At 68.4% G+C, this 17724-nt stretch carries 17 protein-coding genes; 5 read left to right on the plus strand and 12 right to left on the minus strand.

Features of this window, described 5'->3' with window-relative positions:
• Positions 1-60 precede the first annotated feature (60 nt).
• The 5 genes from CRP45_RS09270 to CRP45_RS09290 form a co-directional block, all read right to left on the minus strand.
• A complete protein-coding gene (locus tag CRP45_RS09270; protein WP_097244774.1) occupies positions 61-462 on the minus strand; it encodes a PIN domain nuclease in 402 nt (133 codons plus the stop codon).
• Positions 459-683 carry a type II toxin-antitoxin system VapB family antitoxin gene (locus tag CRP45_RS09275; protein ID WP_097244775.1) on the minus strand — a complete coding sequence of 75 codons (225 nt, stop codon included), beginning with the start codon at positions 681-683 and terminating at the stop codon, positions 459-461. Before CRP45_RS09275 ends, CRP45_RS09270 begins: the two co-directional genes overlap by 4 nt.
• Positions 684-831: 148 nt before the next feature.
• Positions 832-1278 (minus strand): cupin domain-containing protein, encoded by a 447-nt coding sequence (locus CRP45_RS09280; RefSeq protein WP_097244776.1) that lies wholly within the window; start codon positions 1276-1278, stop codon positions 832-834.
• 170 nt (positions 1279-1448) lie between these two features.
• Positions 1449-1784: a TfoX/Sxy family protein gene (locus CRP45_RS09285; RefSeq protein WP_097244777.1), complete on the minus strand. Its 336-nt coding sequence runs from the start codon at positions 1782-1784 to the stop codon at positions 1449-1451.
• A gap of 44 nt (positions 1785-1828) precedes the next feature.
• Positions 1829-3568, minus strand: coding sequence for an N-acyl-D-amino-acid deacylase family protein (locus tag CRP45_RS09290; RefSeq protein ID WP_097244778.1), 1740 nt, complete (start codon positions 3566-3568; stop codon positions 1829-1831).
• A gap of 162 nt (positions 3569-3730) precedes the next feature.
• Between CRP45_RS09290 and CRP45_RS09295 the strand changes: the two genes are divergently transcribed.
• Positions 3731-4372, plus strand: coding sequence for a TetR/AcrR family transcriptional regulator (locus CRP45_RS09295; protein ID WP_097244779.1), 642 nt, complete (start codon positions 3731-3733; stop codon positions 4370-4372).
• 101 nt (positions 4373-4473) lie between these two features.
• Here CRP45_RS09295 and CRP45_RS09300 read toward each other — a convergent pair whose 3' ends face one another.
• From CRP45_RS09300 to CRP45_RS09325, 6 genes are all read right to left on the minus strand, one after another.
• Complete coding sequence (locus tag CRP45_RS09300) at positions 4474-5253, minus strand: sirohydrochlorin chelatase (RefSeq protein ID WP_097244780.1); 780 nt, start codon at positions 5251-5253, stop codon at positions 4474-4476.
• Positions 5250-6494: a uroporphyrinogen-III synthase gene (locus CRP45_RS09305; RefSeq protein WP_067789433.1), complete on the minus strand. Its 1245-nt coding sequence runs from the start codon at positions 6492-6494 to the stop codon at positions 5250-5252. The genes CRP45_RS09300 and CRP45_RS09305 overlap by 4 nt, the downstream gene beginning before the upstream one ends.
• Before the next feature lie 6 nt (positions 6495-6500).
• Positions 6501-6896, minus strand: a complete 396-nt coding sequence (nirD, locus tag CRP45_RS09310; protein WP_067789430.1) for a nitrite reductase small subunit NirD — start codon at positions 6894-6896, stop codon at positions 6501-6503.
• 64 nt (positions 6897-6960) lie between these two features.
• On the minus strand, positions 6961-9501 hold the full coding sequence (nirB, locus tag CRP45_RS09315; protein ID WP_097244781.1) for a nitrite reductase large subunit NirB: 2541 nt from the start codon (positions 9499-9501) through the stop codon (positions 6961-6963).
• Between the two features lie 28 nt (positions 9502-9529).
• Positions 9530-10987: a nitrate/nitrite transporter gene (locus CRP45_RS09320; RefSeq protein ID WP_097244782.1), complete on the minus strand. Its 1458-nt coding sequence runs from the start codon at positions 10985-10987 to the stop codon at positions 9530-9532.
• A gap of 261 nt (positions 10988-11248) precedes the next feature.
• A complete protein-coding gene (locus CRP45_RS09325; RefSeq protein ID WP_245910031.1) occupies positions 11249-12508 on the minus strand; it encodes a CynX/NimT family MFS transporter in 1260 nt (419 codons plus the stop codon).
• 65 nt (positions 12509-12573) lie between these two features.
• On the opposite strand from CRP45_RS09325, the gene CRP45_RS09330 reads away from it, so the two are divergent.
• From CRP45_RS09330 to CRP45_RS09345, 4 genes are all read left to right on the plus strand, one after another.
• Complete coding sequence (locus CRP45_RS09330; protein ID WP_067789416.1) at positions 12574-13245, plus strand: FadR/GntR family transcriptional regulator; 672 nt, start codon at positions 12574-12576, stop codon at positions 13243-13245.
• Positions 13246-13504: 259 nt separating this feature from the next.
• Positions 13505-14983 (plus strand): MFS transporter, encoded by a 1479-nt coding sequence (locus CRP45_RS09335; RefSeq protein ID WP_097244783.1) that lies wholly within the window; start codon positions 13505-13507, stop codon positions 14981-14983.
• 261 nt (positions 14984-15244) lie between these two features.
• On the plus strand, positions 15245-15781 hold the full coding sequence (locus tag CRP45_RS09340) for a GNAT family N-acetyltransferase (RefSeq protein WP_179830829.1): 537 nt from the start codon (positions 15245-15247) through the stop codon (positions 15779-15781).
• 66 nt (positions 15782-15847) lie between these two features.
• Positions 15848-16702, plus strand: a complete 855-nt coding sequence (locus CRP45_RS09345) for a hypothetical protein (RefSeq protein ID WP_097244785.1) — start codon at positions 15848-15850, stop codon at positions 16700-16702.
• A 16-nt stretch (positions 16703-16718) separates the two neighbouring features.
• Here the strand turns inward: CRP45_RS09345 and CRP45_RS09350 are convergent, their stop codons facing one another.
• Positions 16719-17720, minus strand: a complete 1002-nt coding sequence (locus CRP45_RS09350) for an SCO2521 family protein (protein WP_097244786.1) — start codon at positions 17718-17720, stop codon at positions 16719-16721.
• Positions 17721-17724: the final 4 nt, after the last annotated feature.

Below are 17724 nucleotides of genomic sequence, written 5' to 3' on the forward strand. Positions count from 1 at the left end.
CAAGAACCGGCTCCCTGGTCACGGCGACCAAGGGGCCGGTTCGGCGTTCTCACTGCCGGGTCAGCCGATGCGTTCGACGGCTTGGCCGGTTACGCGGGCGATCGTCTCGAAGTCCGAATCGGCGTGTAGCACGGTGAGCTTGTGGTGGACCGCGGTCACCGCGACCTGCAGATCGACCGGACCTGCGCATTGGTGCCAACCTTTGTCGGCGAGCCGACGCTGCAGATCGGCTGTGTCATCCCAGACCGAGTCGCGGATCGCGAAGTACGGGAAAGTTTCTCGAAGCAGACTGTCGGCCTCGTAGTAGGCCGGGCGTCCACCGACCGCGCGTAAGAACTCCTGCCGCACCGGTTCACAGATACCGACCAAGCCGGCCCCGACCACCTGATCCCACTCGGAGCCCGTCTGGTTGCGATAGAACCGGACCAGTGCGCTGGTGTCGGCGAGAAACAACTCGGTCATGCAACACGACCGTGCTGCGGTCCGTTCTCATCGATAGCGGTTAGGTCGATCTCCCCCGTAGCCACCATTTCGCGCATTCGCGCGACGGCTGCGGCCCGGCGTCGGCGGTCCACGATTTCGCGCAGCGCCGCGTTGACGGTATCGCGCTTTGTCGTGGTGCCCAGGTGACGGGCAGCCTCGGCGAGCGCCTCGTCGTCCACGTCGATGACGGTTCGAGCCATGTCATGCCTCCCCTCGATGCTGATATCTACTTTGAGAAAAAGATATCACGCCGACTGCGGTGGCGCGCCCACATTGGCCCACCGGCGACCGCTACGGACCCCTGTCCACCTGGATCGAAGGTGTGTTCGTCGTCGTGGATCGAGGTACTCAGGCGCAGGGTGGGGCCGGGGCGTCCTGGAAGAGAGGGGCGCCGGTTGGTGGGGCGTAGACGACGTCGAGGATCAGCGAGTCGGGGCCGAGGTTTTGGCCGATGTGGACGTTCCACTCCCCCGCGGGTTCGTAGATGAAGTCGCCCGTGCGATACACCGGCGCGACACAATCCGGGCCAGGGTGGGTGAGGGTGCCGGATCGGACGAAGCCGAAGACCGGCCCGTCGTGCCAATGCCATCCCGTCGACCCGCCCGGGCCGATGGTGATCTCCCGAACCACCAGATCGGTCCCCGCCACGAACGGCAGCAGACCGGCCGGAATCTGCGCCTGCCCGAGGGTGACCGCCGTGATATCCGACCCGGGCGTAGCCTCCGCCCGCGCCACACCGACCACCGCCCCGCCGACCACCGCCACCACGACGGCCCCACCCACCATGGACATCATCACCGCAGCGTATCGAGCCCCCGGCGGTCGAGAAAGGAAACGCGTCGATTCCGCCCGGACTGTCCGTTTCGGCGGACTCAGCGTGATGCGTTCAGCGCACGCGCGGCCTCCCTCGCCCCGCCCCAGCCCGCCCGATCATTACCGCACCCCCGCGGAACCGGCGCGCGGATCTACTTCTTGGTGGGGAGGGAGCGGGCGTAGCCGACGCCGCGGTCGACCCACTCACGCAGTGTGGTGTCATCACCGAGCGCCGCTGGGGCAACGTGGAGCCAGCCGTGCATTTCGCGGCCACCCATCGTCATGGTGGTGACGGAGTCGTCGTCGAGCAGACGCTCGGCTTCGGTTGGGTCGACGCGGACGAGTAGCCCGCCGTCGCGAACGGCCGACACCGCCATGTTGCCGCCGATCAGGAAGGCGAGGCCGCCGAACATCTTCTGTTCGGTGACGGCGAGTCCGGGGTCGATGTGGTCGCGGATTCGCTCGGCCAATTCCTCGTCGTATGCCATGGGTCACAGTGTGGACCCGGGTACCGACAGATCGAAGCCGGTCCTCATCCCACGCGCAGGAACCGCCCCGCCCGTTCGGTGCCCAGCCCGGGGTCGGCGCCGCCGGAGCCGAACACATACTTTCCGCCGATGAACACGGCGGTGACGGTCGCGTCGTTGCGGTTGACCATGCGGGACAGACCGGCGTAATGCGGGGCCGGGTGTTCGGCGTAGGTGTCCAGGGTGGCATCGAGATGGGCCGGGTCGATCACGACGGCGTCGGCACGGTCGCCGACGCGCAGGTGGCCCGCGTCCAGGCCGTACCAGTCGGCGAGTTCACCGGTCACGCGGTGGACCGCGTGTTCGAGGGTCATGAACGGCCGGTGCGCGCGTTCGGCGTCGTTGACGCGGCGCAGCAACCGCAGGCCGAAGTTGTAGAAGGCCATGTTGCGCAGGTGCGCGCCGGCGTCCGAGAAGCCGAGCTGGATGCCGGGATCCGCGGCGAAACGGTCGAGCACGGCGGGGCGGTGGTTGGAGATGGTGGTGCGCCACCGCACTTTGCCGCCGTGTTCCACGACGAGATCGAGGAACGCGTCGACCGGATGCAGGCCGCCGCGGTCGAGACCGACTTGACCGAAGGTCTTGCCGAGCACGGTTTCGTCGGGACATTCGACGATCTCGGCGTCGAAGAAGTCGCGATGCCAGACGCGGGGACCGTACTTCTTGTCGTAGTCCTTGCGGAACCACCGGCGGTAGTCTTCATCGCTCAGCAGGTGCTTGCGCTCTTCGAGCTGGTCGGCGAGATGCAGCGCCGCCGCTCCCGACCCGAACTCCTCGAACACCGGCAGGTCGATGCCGTCGGAGTACACCTCGAACGGCACCGGTAGGTGCTGCCAGCGGAAGTCGCCGCCGAGGGCGTTGACGGCGCGGGTCAGCGCCGGAAACACGTGCGCCACACCGGGAATCGCCTTCACATCGGCGGCGGAGAGCAGACTCACCTTCAGCGGTTCCCGCCACAGCCCGATGCTGCTCGCGGCCATCGCGACCAGGCTCTGCGGCCGTGCCACGTCGGGTCCGCCCTGCAGGGCGCGCCCGCGACGGCGCAGGATCGTGTTGAGCATGCCGCGTTCCCCGCGCGTCGCGTACGTCGAGGGCAGGGTGCGCGAGCGACACAGCTTCCCGTCGAGCTTGTCGAACAGCAACTGCTGGGAGGACATGCCGACGAAGCCCGCGTCGAGCGCTTCGGTGAGCGCGCGCCGCATCGTGGCGAGTTCGTCCGGCGTCGGCTTCACCTCGTGCCTGGTCGCGCGATCGAGTCCCATCACCGCGGCGCGGACGTCCGAATGTCCCAGGAAACTCGCCACATTCGGTCCGAGCGCCAGCGCGTCGAGCGCCGCGGCGTACTCCTCGGCGGTGCGCCAAGACTTCAGGTCGCCGATGGCCGCGACGACGTGTTCGCGCGGAATGGCTTCGACCCGGCCGAACAGATCGCCCGCCGTCTCCGCGTCGGCGTGCACCGTCGACAGCGAACACGATCCGAGCAGCACGGTCGTCACGCCGTGGCGCACCGATTCCGGCAGCGCCGGATCGAGCAGTACCTCCACGTCGTAGTGGGTGTGGATGTCGATCATGCCGGGGATCACCCACTGCCCGGCGGCGTCGACGACCCGGCCGCAGCCGGTCTCGTCGAGCGGTGCGGCCGACACCTGCGCCACTCTGCCGTCGCGGATGCCGAGGTGGCGGACCGCCGACGGGGCGCCGGTGCCGTCGAACCACCGGCCGCCCTTGATGATGCTGTCGAACATCGCCGACTCCCTACAGTTCGATCTCGCGTCGCACGACCTCGCCGATCGCCTTGCGCGACAACGGTTCCGTTTCGGCGAGGCCCGCCGACGTGACCTGAACCACAAAGTAGCACTGGCTGGACGTAGTGTCTAGTGAGTTTGCACGTCGTCTAAGATTGGTCCATGCCGACCGAACCGACCGGGACCCGCCGCGGCTCGCTGCGCGCGGAACAGAAGCGCCTGACCAGGGCGCGGATCGTCGACACCGCGCGCCACCTCTTCGAAACGCAGGGGTACTCGACCGTCCGCGTCGACGACATCGCCGCCGCCGTCGGTTGCAGCCGGGCGACCTTCTACCTGCACTTCACCGGCAAACCCGAGGTGCTGCGCGCCATCGCCGAGGCAGGCACCCTCGCCACCATCCGCCTGTTCTACGCCGACCTGGACCGGGTGCTCACCACCGGATCACGAGAAGCGTTCGCGGACTGGATGACCCGCGCCATCGACTGGTTCTTCGCGAACAAGGACATGCTTCCCGCCTGGGACGAGGCGACCGCGCTCGAGCCGGAATTCCGCGAGGTGGCGCGCGAGGGCATCATGACCCTCGCCGACAGCATGCCCGCCTATCTGTCCCGGTGGCCCGCCGAACGCAGGGACGAGGCGCGGCTACGCATCGAATTGCTTGTCGCGCAATTGGAGCGCTTCTTCACGCGCTGGGCCATGCAGGGGACGATCGACGTCTCCGCCGACCGAGCGGCCGAGGTACTGACCGACATCTGGTTCCCCGCCCTCTCGGCACCGGAACACGAACAGTCCGGCCCGTAGGCGCCCCCGACAGCGCCATAGGTCAGGGCCGCCTACCTCAGCGGCCCTGACCTGAGCGAATCCCTAAGTGCCGAGCCGCGAAACGCTCGAAACGAAGGCACTCAACGTACGCGAGTATCGACCATTTCCCGCACGGCCGCGCGATACCGATCCGCGATGAGCCGGACGACCGCGGGATGCACGCCGATGGGCTCGGCAACACCGTCCGCACCCGCCTCGTGCAGCCGCTGCTGGAACAGTCCGTGCGCCAGCAGATACGACGCGACGAACACCCGCCGCGCACCGGAGGCACGCAGGTCGGCGACGACTTCCGGGACCCGCGGCGCGCCGGTGGCGACGTAACCGATGCGCACCGGCGCACCCAGGTGCTCGGCCAGCATCGCGGCCGCCCGCCGAACGTCTTGCCGCGCACGGGCATCCGAGGAACCCGCCGCCGCGAACACGACGGCGTCACCGCGCCGCCAGCCCGCCGCGCGCAACCGCATCGCCATGATCCTGGCCAGCGCCGGATCCGGCCCCATGGCCGGGGTGACGGCCACCGCGTCGTGCCCGCTCTCGGCGACCTCGCGCGGCACGTCCTGGTAGACGTGGTAGCCGGAGGCGAGGAACGCCGGAACCACCACGGCGGGAACGGATTCCGCCGCACCGGTCAGATCGCGCAGCACCTCCGACGGCGACGGGCCGAGCACGTCGACGAAGGCGGTGCGGACCGCGGGCGCGTCGGTACCGTCGCCGCGCCCCGAAATCGCGGCGGCCGGTTCCGAAAGAGCCTGCGCCGCACCGAGTTCACGGGAGACGGCTTCGGCCAAGGCGGCGATCATCTCCACGCCCCTTGTGCTTCGGGTGCCGTGCGCCACCAGCACAAGGGCGGGGGTGCTCACCAGGTCCCCATCGGTTGCGGAGCGTACTTGGGGGCACGCGCGGGCGAGCCGACGCCGGGCACCTGCGGCCGCGCTTGCGGCACCTGGCGCGGATTGTTGTCGGTGCACTCGGCGGCGTCCAAGGCGAGCCGGTAGCCGCGCTTGACCACGGTCTGGATCGCCTTCGGCGTGCCGAGTCCGGCGCGCAGCCTGGCGATCGCGGTCTCCACGGCGTGCGTGTCGTCACCGCCGCCGGGCAGCGCGGAGAGCAGGTCCTCGCGGGACACCACGCGACCGGGCTGGCGAGCCAGCGAACGCATCAGCGCCATCGGCGCGGGCGCGAGCTGACGCACCTGACCGTCGACCACGACGCACGCGCCGCGCACGCTGATGTTGTGCCCCGCGGCCTGAATTCGGCTGGCGCGCCTCGGCAATTCCTCGGCCACGTGCCTGGCCAGCGCACCCAGTCGCGCCCGCCCCGGCATCGAGGTCGGCACGCCGAGCTCTTCCAGCGGCGCCGCGGTGATCGGGCCGACGCAGGCCGCGAGCACCCGGCCGCGCAGGGCGTGCAGCACACCCTCCAGCAGCCCGGTTTCCTTGGCGCGCATCAGCATCGACGCCACTGCGGGCGCGCTGGTGAAGGTCACACAGTCCAGGCTCGCGGTGACGATGGCCTCGATCAGCTGGTCCATCGGGCCCTGATCGGCGGGCGGGGTCCAGCGGTACACCGGCACCGGAACGACATCCGCTCCGGCACAACGCAATACCTCGCAGAAGTCCGGTACCGGCTCCCACTCGGTGGTCGCGCCGTGCAGCTGCACCGCGATGCGCACGCCCTCAACGCCCTCGGCAAGCAGGTGATCGAGCACCTCGGCCGAAGACTCGGAGGCGGGCGACCATTCCTCGCGCAGTTCCGCGGCGCGGATGGCGCCCTTGGCCTTCGGACCGCGCGCAAGCATGCGGGTGGCGGCCAGCGTGCTGCGCAGTTCCTCGGCCAGTCCCCAACCTTCGGCCGCCTCCATCCAGCCGCGGAAGCCGATGCCGGTGGTGGCGACGGTGATCTGCGGCGGCTCGGCGACGAGAGTCCTTGTGACGCGCTCCAATTCGTTGTCGTCGGCCAGCGGAATGATCCGGATGGCCGGCGCCGACACAATGGTGGCGCCCCTTCTGGTCAACAGGGTGGCGAACTCCTCGGCTCGCCGCGCCGCCGTGATGCCGACCGTGAATCCGGCGAGACAAGCGCCCGCTTCAGTTGTCGTCATGGATGCTCATCCGTCCGAGGAATCGAGCGCGACCGGCTCGTTGGAAACCGAAACGATGCCGTCGTCGACCCGCACCGCGTACACCGGCAGCGCCGCCGATTCATCGTCCAGGCAATGCCCATCGAGCAACGAGAACGCCTGCTTCAGCAGCGGCGAGGCCACGACGGGCACGCCGCCGCGATCACCGACGATCCCGCGCGACATCACGGCCGCGCGACCGAACGGATCGATATTGCCCACGGCGTACACGCTGCCGTCGGTCAGTCGGAACAGTGCGGCCTGCTGGCCACCCTTCAGCAATACCGCAACGCCGCGGCCTGGGATCAAATAGTCGAGTCGGCACGCTTGCGTCCAACCGGTGGCCGTAGCTGGCGAGATGCTGGGTGTATCGATCACGGTCATCGGGTTCCTCCTCCGAACGCCTTACTCATTGGTACCGGCGTCCTGTTTCCGCACGGTTAAGTCGTTATTTCCCGTGCGTGGCGGCCGGCATTTGTGGCACACCCAACAGCACCGGCACCTTCCGCTCGCCGCTGTCGTCGAACGAGATCGTCGGGTCGGCCTCCTCCGGCGCGTTGACGAAGGAGACGAAGCGGGAGAGCTTCTCCTCGTCCTCGAGCACCGCGGCCCACTCGTCCTTGTAACCGTCGACGTGCTTGGCCATGGCGGCCTCCAGCTCGTCGGCGATACCGAGGCTGTCCTCGCAGATGACCGCCTTGAGGTAGTCCAGGCCGCCCTCGAGCGCCTCCTGCCACGGCGCGGTGCGCTGCAGCCGGTCGGCGGTGCGGATGTAGAACATCAGGTAGCGGTCGATGTACTTGATCAGCGTCTCGTCGTCGAGCTCACCGGCAAGCAGCACCGCGTGCTTCGGCGTGAGACCGCCGTTGCCGCCGACGTAGAGGTTCCAGCCGTTCTCGGTGGCGATCACGCCGACGTCCTTGCCGCGCGCCTCGGCGCATTCGCGGGCGCAGCCGGACACGGCCAGCTTCAGCTTGTGCGGGGAACGCAGTCCGCGGTAACGCTTTTCGAGCAGCACGGCCATGCCGACCGAGTCCTGCTGGCCGTAGCGGCACCAGGTGGAGCCGACGCAGCTCTTGACGGTGCGCAGCGACTTGCCGTACGCGTGACCGGATTCCATGCCCGCGTCCACCAGCCGCTGCCAGATCCGCGGCAGCTGCTCGACGCGCGCGCCGAACAGGTCGATGCGCTGGCCGCCGGTGACCTTGACGTAGAGGCCGAATTCCTTGGCCACCTCGCCGATGGTGATCAGCTGCTCGGCGGTCACCTCACCGCCGGGCATCCGAGGCACCACCGAGTAGGTGCCGTTCTTCTGCAGGTTGGCAAGGAAGTGGTCGTTGGTGTCCTGCAGCGCGGCCTGCTCACCGTCGAGAATGTGGTCGCTCGAGGTGGAGGCGAGGATGGAGGCCACGGTCGGCTTGCAGATGTCGCAGCCGGTGCCCTTGCCGTACTTGGCGATCAGGCCCGAGAACGTGCGGATGCCGGTGACCTGAACGATCTGGAACAGCTCGGCGCGCGACTGGGTGAAGTGCTCGCACAGCGACTTGGAGACCTCGACGCCGGACTGCTCGAGCAGCTTCTTGAGCATCGGCACGCAGCCACCACAGGAGGTGCCCGCGTTGGTGCAGCTCTTGATGGCGGGCACGTCGCAAGCACCCTCGGCGATGGCGCCGCAGATCGAGCCCTTGCTGACGTTGTTGCACGAGCAGATCTGCGCGTCGTCGGGCAGCGCGTCCGCGCCGAGTTCCGCGCCCGCCGGGGAGATCAGCGAGGCGGGATCGGCGGGCAGCGGACGACCGACCAGCGGACGCAGCGCGGAGTACGCGGACGCGTCGCCGACCAGGATGCCGCCGAGCAGGATCTGCGCGTCGTCGGAGACGACGAGCTTGGCGTAGGTGCCCTTGGCCGCGTCGTGCAGCACGACCGACAGCGCGCCCTCGGTGGTGCCGTGCGCGTCACCGAAGCTGGCCACGTCGACGCCGAGCAGCTTCAGCTTGGTGGACATGTCGGCGCCGGGGAATTCGCCTGCGCCGCCGAGCAGCCGGTCGGCCACCACCTCGGCGGTGCTGTAGCCGGGGGCGACCAGGCCGTAGCAGACGCCCTCGACCGCGGCGCACTCGCCGATGGCCCAGATGTTCGGGTCCGAGGTCTGCAGACCCAGGTCGGTGACGATGCCGCCGCGCGGACCGACCTCGATGCCCGCGTCGCGGGCGATCTGGTCGCGGGGACGGATGCCCGCGGAGAACACCACGAGCGAGGCGTTGTCGATGGTCGACTCGTCGGAGAGGGTCAGCTTCAGCTTGCCGTCACCCGCGGCCTCGATCGACTGGGTGCCGACGCCGGTGTGCACGTTCAGGCCGAGGTCGGTGACCAAGCGCTCCAGGATCGCGCCACCGCCCGCGTCGACCTGCGCGGGCATCAGCCGGTCGTTGAACTCGATGACGTGCGGGGTCATGCCGAGCAGGCGCAGCGCGTTGGCCGCCTCCAAGCCGAGCAGACCGCCGCCGATCACCACGCCGACCGCGCCGGGACCGGCCGCCTCCGCGGTGGCGCGGATCCCGTCCAGGTCCTCGATGGTGCGGTAGACGAAGCAGCCGTCCAGGTCGTGGCCGGGCACCGGCGGCACGAAGGCATAGGACCCGGTGGCCAGCACCAGCGCGTCGTAGGCGATGGTGTCGCCCGCCGAGGTGACGACCTTGCGCGCGTCGCGGTCGATGCTCTCGGCGCGCTGGCCGAGGCGCAGCTCGACGAGTGCGTCACCGGCGTACTCGTTGCCGGGCAGCGCGAGCAGGCTCGGATCCCAGCTGCCGACGTAGGACGAGAGTCCGACGCGGTCGTAGGCGGGCAGCTGCTCCTCGCTGAGGATGACGATCTGCCACTGGTCGGCTTCGTCACGCGAGCGCAGTGCCTCGACGAAACGGTGCCCGACCATGCCGTGGCCGACGACCACCGCGGTCTTGCGCTGGGCGGGATCGACTGTGGGGTTCATGGTGACCTCCCTGGGGATGGTTCGGGCGTCAGGCGCGAGCCGACGAGTTGGACTTGGTTGCGGCGGCCTCGGCCTCGAGGACCAGCGCCTCGGCCTCGTGCACGACATCGCTGTCGACGGCCATGGTGGGACGGCGGAGGAAGACCAACCAGGTCACCGCGGCGCAGGCGACGTAGAAGGCCATGAACACCCAGAAGGCGGTGGTGGCCGAGTTGGTCGAGGCGTAGGAGGAGCGCAGCACCAAGTTGATGCCGACGCCGCCGAGCGCACCGATGGCGCCGACGACGCCGATGAGCGCGCCTGAGGTGTTCTGCGACCAGGCGGCCTGCTCGGCGGGGCTCGCGTCCAGGCTCTTGGACTTGGCGTCGAACACCGACGGGATGATCTTGGTGACCGCGCCGTTGCCGAAGCCGGAGAGCACGAACAGGGCGATGAAGCCGATGACCATCACGGTCATCACGGCGCCGCTGGCGACGCCGCCGTTGCCGTCGGCCACGGTGCTGGCGATCCCGACCACGAGGGTGGCGGCCATCATCGCGCCGAAGACGACCAAGGTGACCCGGCTTCCGCCGATCCGGTCGGCCCACTTGCCGCCGTACGGGCGGGCCAGCGAACCGAGCAGCGGGCCGATGAACGCGATCGACGCGGCGTGCACGGCGGCCTGTGCTGCGGTGTCGCCGCCGGCCTTGAAGCTGATCTGCAAGATCTGGGCGAAGGCGAAGCTGTAGCCGATGAACGAACCGAAGGTGCCGATGTAGAGGAAGGCGATGGCCCAGGACTGCGGCACCTTCAGCGCCGTCACCATGTAGGACAGGTCGGCCTTCTGGTTCTTCAGGTTGTCCATGTAGAGCGCGGCGCCGACAGCGGTCAGCGCGACGAGCACCAGGTAGATGGCGCAGATCAGGGCGCCGTAGCCGTCGCCGAGGGTCGCGAGGACCAGCAGGCCGAGCAGCTGGATGACCGGAACGCCGATGTTGCCGCCCGCGGCGTTCAGACCGAGGGCCCAGCCCTTGAGTCGCTGCGGGTAGAAGGCGTTGATGTTGGTCATCGAGGAGGCGAAGTTGCCGCCGCCGAAGCCCGCGAACGCGGCCACGATCAGGAAGGTGGTGTAGGAGGTGCCCGGCTGGTTGACGAAGTACAGCGTCAGCAGCGTCGGGATGACCAGCAGGAACGCGCTGAAGATGGTCCAGTTGCGTCCGCCGAACCGGGCGGTGGCCACGGTGTAGGGAATGCGCAGCAAGCCGCCGACCAGCGTCGGCACCGCGGCGAGGAAGAACTTGCCCGCGGGATCGATGCCGAACTTGTCGGCGGGCATGAACAGCACCATCACCGACCAGATCGACCAGACCGAGAATCCGACGTGCTCGGCGAAGACGGACCAGATCAGGTTGCGCTTGGCAATATCTTTGCCGCCCGCCTCCCAGGCCGCGACGTCCTCGGCATCCCAGTGCTCGATGTTGTGGTTACGCGTCAGCGTGCTCAACAAGGGCCTCCCAAAATCGGTTGGCCCCAACGGTAGGAAACAGGTATTGCCGAAATGCTGCGGTAAATGACCGCCAAATCAACGGTTGCTCACGATTCCCCGGATATCGGGGTGAGTTTCAACGTTATGTTTCACCCGTGTGACACAAGCGTTTCCACGGGTGACAAACAGCCGATCTCGCGCACAACGGCCGGTGAGGTGTGACGCGCACAGCATGCGCCGCACCGCACCGGCACGCAACTCGAACCGGGAGATTCCGCCGGATCAGTTCCAGGTGTCCTCGAGCATGCGCGGCTTGCATGCCTGCCACGCGCCCACCAGCAACACCAGCACCGCGACGCTCAGCATCGCGAACGGCGCGAGCCAGCCGCCCGTTGCGGTGTGCAGCATGCCGAACAGCAACGGGCCAGCGCACGCCACCGCGTAACCGACGCCCTGGGTGAAGCCGGACAGCGCCGCCGAGCCGCGCGGGGTCTTGGTGCGCAGATTGATGAGGGTGAGCGCCATCGGGAAGGTGCTCGGGCCGAGGCCGAGAATCAGCACCCACAGCACTGGCGCGCCCATCGGCGCGATCAGCAGGCCCGCGAAAGCGGTGAAGAACAAGGCCGCGCAGCCGACGACAACGGGGAACGGATTGCGGAAGCGCGCGACGATCGTCGGCGCCGAGAGCGCGGCCACCAGGCCGACAAGGGCGAACAGGCCGACCATGGTGCCGCCGAACGCCGCGCTCGCGCCCGCTTCGCTCAGGATCTTGGGCAGCCAGGCGAAGATCGCGTAGGTGGTCAGCGAGGTCATGCCGAACATGCCCGCCATCCCCCAGGCGACCGGCGAACGCCAGACGCGGCCCGCCGGCTCTTCGCCTTCGGCGGGCAAACCGGTGGTATCGACCACGTCGCGGCCGCGCCGATCGCGCAGCACTTTGATCCACGGCAGCGCGGCGGCGAAGCCGAGCAGCGCCCACAGACCGATCGAGATCCGCCAGCCGTGCGCCTCGGCGACCGGCACGGCGATCAGCGCGGGCACGACGGTGCCGAGTTGCACCATGGTGATGTAGAGCGAGCTGATGACCGCGAGCCGGTCCGGGAAGTACCGCTTGACCAGCGGCGGGATCACCACGTTGCCGATGCCCATGCCGCCGAGCGCGAGCGCGGAGAAGATCAGCAGTTCGGCGGTGCCGTGCGTCGTGGCCCGGATCAGCATGCCGAGGCCTGCCATCAGCATCGCGGTCAGCGCGGTCCGCTCCAGGCCGATGCGGCGCACCAGGATCGGGGTCAGCAGGCCGGAGAGGGCGAACATCGCGGTCGGGATCATGCCGAAGACGCCGACGACCGCGGTCGAGTAGCCGATGTCCGCGCCGATCCGCTCGGCAAGCGGACTGAACGCCGTGACGGCGACGCGCAGGACCAGTGCGGACATCACGATCGCGGTCAGGACGAGTAGTCGACCCTCGACGAGCGCGCGCCTGCGTTGCTCGAGAACGGCGGAATCCTGGCGGGTCGCGGTGTTCGAGAGGGTCGCTGTCACCGAGAAATCATAGGATGACCCCATGATCGGCGGCAACAATTTGTGACGGGCGGTACTCTGTTTCGGTGCAACCCGTCCGGCGCACCAGCCTCATCGCCCAGGTAACCGAACAGCTGCGTGCCGAAATACGTTCCGGCCGTTGGGCTATCGGCTCCCGCATCCCGACGGAGCCGGAGCTCACCGAGCTCACCGGCACCGGCCGAAATACGGTGCGCGAGGCCGTCCAGGCGCTCGTGCACGCGGGCATGCTGGAACGACGCCAAGGTTCGGGCACCTATGTGATCGCGGCCTCGGAAGTCGGCGGCACCCTCGGCAAGTACTTCGCCGACGCCGAGGAGCGCGACGTCCTCGAACTGCGCCTCGCGCTGGACACCACCGCCGCCGCGCTCGCCGCGCGCCGCCGCGACGACGCCGACATCGCGAACCTGCGCAGGTTGCTCGAGGAACGCAGCCACCACTGGGACGCGGACACCCACAGCGCCATCGCCGCCGACGTTGCGCTGCACCGCGCGATCGTGGTCGCCAGCCACAACGCCGTGTATCTCGAGTTCTACGACTCACTGCTGCCCACCATCGAACAGGTGATCCGCTCCCGGACTTCGAAATCCGACGATTCCTACGACGCCGAGCACAACGAACTGGTGCAGGCTGTCGTCGACGGCGACGCCGATCGCGCCGCGCAGGCCGCGCGCTGCTTCCTCGGATCGCTCATCGCGGAATACCCGGACGCCCGATAGTTCCGACCGGTCCCGCGGCGCGATCGCCAGGTAACCAACTGGTCACTGAGGGCGTTCCCCCCATGTGAGTCGGATTTGCCTGGAACGTCATCGAAGGCCACGGGCCCGCAACAACTGGCTTCTACCTTTGTCTCGACCGTACAAAGGCAACTCGACGGCCCCTCCCCGACTTGGATGGGCGTCCCGAGACGAATCAACGTCGCAACGGCGCGACGATTGCCGCGATGAGGGTCGGTCGAGCCTAATCGAGAGGAAGCCGATGACTGCCACAGTTGCTGCCACCGGCCAGCAGTCGGAATCGTTCAGCCACCAGAAGCGTGGCCGCTGGCTGGACCACTGGGAACCGGACAACCTGAAGTTCTGGGAATCGGGCGGGAAACTGACCGCGCGCAAGAACCTGGCCTTCTCGGTCTTCGCCGAGAACCTCGGCTTCAGCGTGTGGGTCATCTGGGGCACCGTGGTCACCAGCATGGGCGCCGCGGGCTTCGACTTCCTCGCCGGGCTCGGCAAGGGCAACCCCGTCGCGGTCAGCAACGCGCTGCTGCTCACCTCCACCCCGACGCTCGTCGGTGCGGCGCTGCGCATTCCGTACACCTTCGCCATTCCGAAGTTCGGCGGGCGCGCCTTCACCGCGTTCAGCGCGGCCATGCTGCTCATCCCGACGCTCGGCCTGGCCTACTTCGTGAACCAGCCCGGCACGCCGATGTGGGTGTTCATGGTGCTCGCGGCGCTGGCCGGCTTCGGCGGCGGCAACTTCTCCTCGTCGATGGCCAACATCTCGTTCTTCTTCCCGGAAGGGAAAAAGGGCGCGGCCCTTGGTATCAACGCCGCGGGCGGCAACCTCGGCGTCGCGCAGACCCAGCTGGTACTTCCGCTGCTGATCACCCTCGGCACCCATCTCACGGCCAAGGATCCGGCGGGCTACCGCTTCGGCATCACGCTCTCGGTGCTGGTCTGGGTGCCGTTCATCCTGATCGCCACCTTCGGCGCGCTGCGCTACATGGACAGCATCAGCACCGCGAAGTCCGACGGCAAGTCCTACAAGCTGGCGCTCACCAACCGGCACACCTGGGTGATGTCGTTCCTCTACATCGGCACCTTCGGTTCCTTCATCGGTTTCTCCTTCGCCTTCCCCACCCTCATCAAGGCCAACTTCCCCGACCTGGCGAAGATCGGCTGGATCACCACCCTCGGCAACTTGGCCTTCCTCGGCGCCTTCGTCGGCTCGTTCAGCCGCCCGTTCGGCGGGTGGATCTCCGACAAGGTCGGCGGCGCGAAGATCACCGTGATCGTCTTCGGTGGCATGGCCGCCGCGGTCGCCGCGATCATGGCGGCACTCGAGCTGAAGAGCTTCCCGCTCTACCTGATCGCCTTCCTCGCGCTGTTCATCATGACCGGCATCGGCAACGGCTCCACCTACCGCATGATCCCGTCCATCTTCAACGCGGAGGCCAAGAAGTACGCCTCCGAGCACGGCATGGACATCGCCGAGGCCGCGGCGTCGGCCAAGCGACAGGCGGGCGCGGCGATCGGTGTCATCGGCGCGATCGGCGCCTCCGGCGGGTACCTGTTGCAGCAGGCACTTCGCTTGTCCAACATCAACTTCGGCAGCATGGCGCCCGCCTTCTGGGCCTACTCGGCGGCGTTCATCGTGATGGCGGGGGTCACCTGGTTCTTCTACCTGCGTTCCTCGTTCGCCATCGGCCGCGTCCCCTCGCTGGCCTACGCGAAGGTGTAACCCGCATCACCGTCCGGCGTTCGGACCGAACCCCGAACGCCGGTCGGGGCAAAGCGATCCCGATTTCCCCTCCGGGACCGCCACGCCCCCGTTCGACCCGAATGCCGCTGGGAAGAGTATCCTCCCAGCGGCATTCGGCGTCCGCGGGCAACTTCCTGGCTGTCACCACCACGTCGGCTAGCCCCCTGGATTCCGAACCCCACAGCGCAACAACGCTTTACGCTGGAGCACAGACTCACGAGGGGCGACAGAGGTGAGCCGTTGGATATCGGGACAGGGGCGGGGGCAGGGCCGGTGTTCCGTACCGCACAGCTCGATGACCTCGAAGACATCGCCGCGCTGGAGCGGGAACAGTTCGATGATCAATCGCTGTCCTACGTCGCGCTGCGCCAACTGTTCGAATTGCACGGAACGAACTGGGTGGTCGCCGAACTCGACGGCGCCGTGCGCGGCTACGCGCTGGTCGGCGTCGACGCCGGGCGCCGCGGCTGGGTCATGGGACTCGCGGTCGCCACGAACTACCACGGGCGCAAGCTCGGCCGCGCGCTGCTGGAACTGGCCGTGGCGAGATGCCGCGCCGCGCCGGTCGACAGCGTGTACCTCACGGTGCGGCCCTCCGACGAGATCGCGAGCAGGCTGTACAAATCCGTCGGATTCGAACTGGCCGAGCACGACGAGCAGTATTTCGGTCCGGGCCAGCCGCGCGACGTGCTGCGGTACCGAATCCGCCGGGCGCCGACGGGCCCGCCGTTGTCCTCCGCCGACCCGCGCTGGCTGAAACCGGGCCCGGGCAGATAGCCGAAATACATTGCTATCGTGGAAAAGACGTCGTAACCGACGTTGTTCCACCGGGGGAGAAGCATCATGATCGACCATCCGGATCAGTCGTCACTGCCGTTCGTCGCGTCGATGACAACCCGGATCAACCGCCACGCCGCCGCCTACGCGTCCGAGATCGCCGAGCACCTGGCCACCGCGCATGATCACCGGCCGGAGCAGCTGCTGCTCGACTCCTTCAACACCCACGTGGAAACCGTTCTCACCAGCTACGATCCGCCCAGCGTCCGCCGACGCGGTGACAGCTTGGTGTTCGCCGACAGCTATGCCGAGGCGCGGTCGCCGCTGCCGGGGGCGCGCCGACCCAACGACGTGCCTGTCGAATTCCTCGCCGCCCTGCTCGCCGCCGAGGTCGAGTTTCGTGGACCGCTGCGATTGAGCCGCACGCAGAACACCATGCTCGCGAGGGTGTACGAACGCCTCGGCGAATGTCTTTCCGCTACCGGCTTGCCCGGCCACGCGACCTTGGCGTTCGGCCGCGCCACCGGCCTGCACCGGCAGAACGAAGACGAGGACGCGGCCGACCGCTGCGGTCTCGCGCGCGCCCGCGCCCAGTGCCGTGCCCGCCATCCGCGCTGGCGCCGGATCGGCGGCCAGCTCTCGGACCTGTTGTGCGGCTACGGGTATCGGCCGTTTCGGCTGCTGATGTGGATGCTGCTGCAACTGCTGCTGTTCACCGTGGCCATCAGCTGGCTCGCGGACACGGCGCTGCACTCGAGCCTGTACCTGTGTTTGATCAACTTCCTCAATCCGGCGGGCATGGGCGACACCGAAGCCGTCGGGCGGACGGGACGCGCGCTGCTCGTCGTCGAGTCGTACGCGGGGACGGTGTCGATGTCGGTGTTCTTCGCGCTGTTGGTGCGCCGGTGGTTCCGGCTGTGACCGGCCGCCGTGCCGCTCACCACGGCGCTGCCGCGACCTTCGCGTCACGCAGCGCCGCCAACGTGGCGACCGCCAGGCGATCGCGTAGCTGACCGACGCTCATCCGCCATTGGCGGTCGAATCCCGGTTCGGCGTGCAGCTGCTTCCAGAGTTCGCGCAGACCGGGCGGGCTGTGCACGCCGGGCATCCACAGATGAGCGAGATGCTCGAGGATGGCGGACAGGATCCGCGCCGATTCCGCACTTCCCGCCGGGTGCCGGTTGGTCTCCTCGATCGCCGTTCCCGCGGCGGTCAGCAGCCAGTCGTGCACGGCCAGGTCGGCGCAAAACCGCTGCGCGAGAGGCAGATCCGCCGGATCGCGCACGGTCACCCGGACAGTGCGCAGCGCGCCATCCTCGAGCCGCATCCGCACTTCGGGCTCCGCGTCCGTTCCGGCGTAACGCGCGACCCAGCGCAATCGTGTCGACCCGGCCAGCAAGGGCTGCTGCTGATCGAGCAAGGGATGGACGCGAACCGCGGCCAGGGTTCGCTCGCTGATCGAGCACAGATCCAAGGTGTCGGCGATTTCCGGAACGGCGAGGAAGCCGTCGGCGAGGTCCTCGGGCGTCCCCGGTTTGGTCTTGGTGACCACCTCGGTCACGCCGACCCGGCTCAGATAGTGCGACCACGGCTGCCGTTGGGTCTGCTCGGCCCGCCGGACGGTGGTGCGCGCACAACTCTGCAGCACTCGGCCGCCGTACACGACAGCCTCGGTGGCCACCGTTCCGATCGCGTGCACCGTAGCGCCCGAGACGGTCGCCAACCTGCAGTCCACTCCGCACACCGTGGTCGGCGAGATCGCCAACGGAATCGGGCGCGCGCGAGTGGAGACGAGGCTGCCCGGCATCAGGGCGGCGAGCAGACCTTCGACTTCGGTCGCGTTCAACGTCCCGGAATCGGGCACGAGGCAGGTGTGGATCTCGCCGAGCAGTATCAGCGCGTCGGCGGGCACGGTCCGCCCGCCGGTCCCGTTCGTCATCGCC

This window comes from Nocardia amikacinitolerans (assembly GCF_900215415.1).
GTDB lineage: Bacteria > Actinomycetota > Actinomycetes > Mycobacteriales > Mycobacteriaceae > Nocardia > Nocardia amikacinitolerans.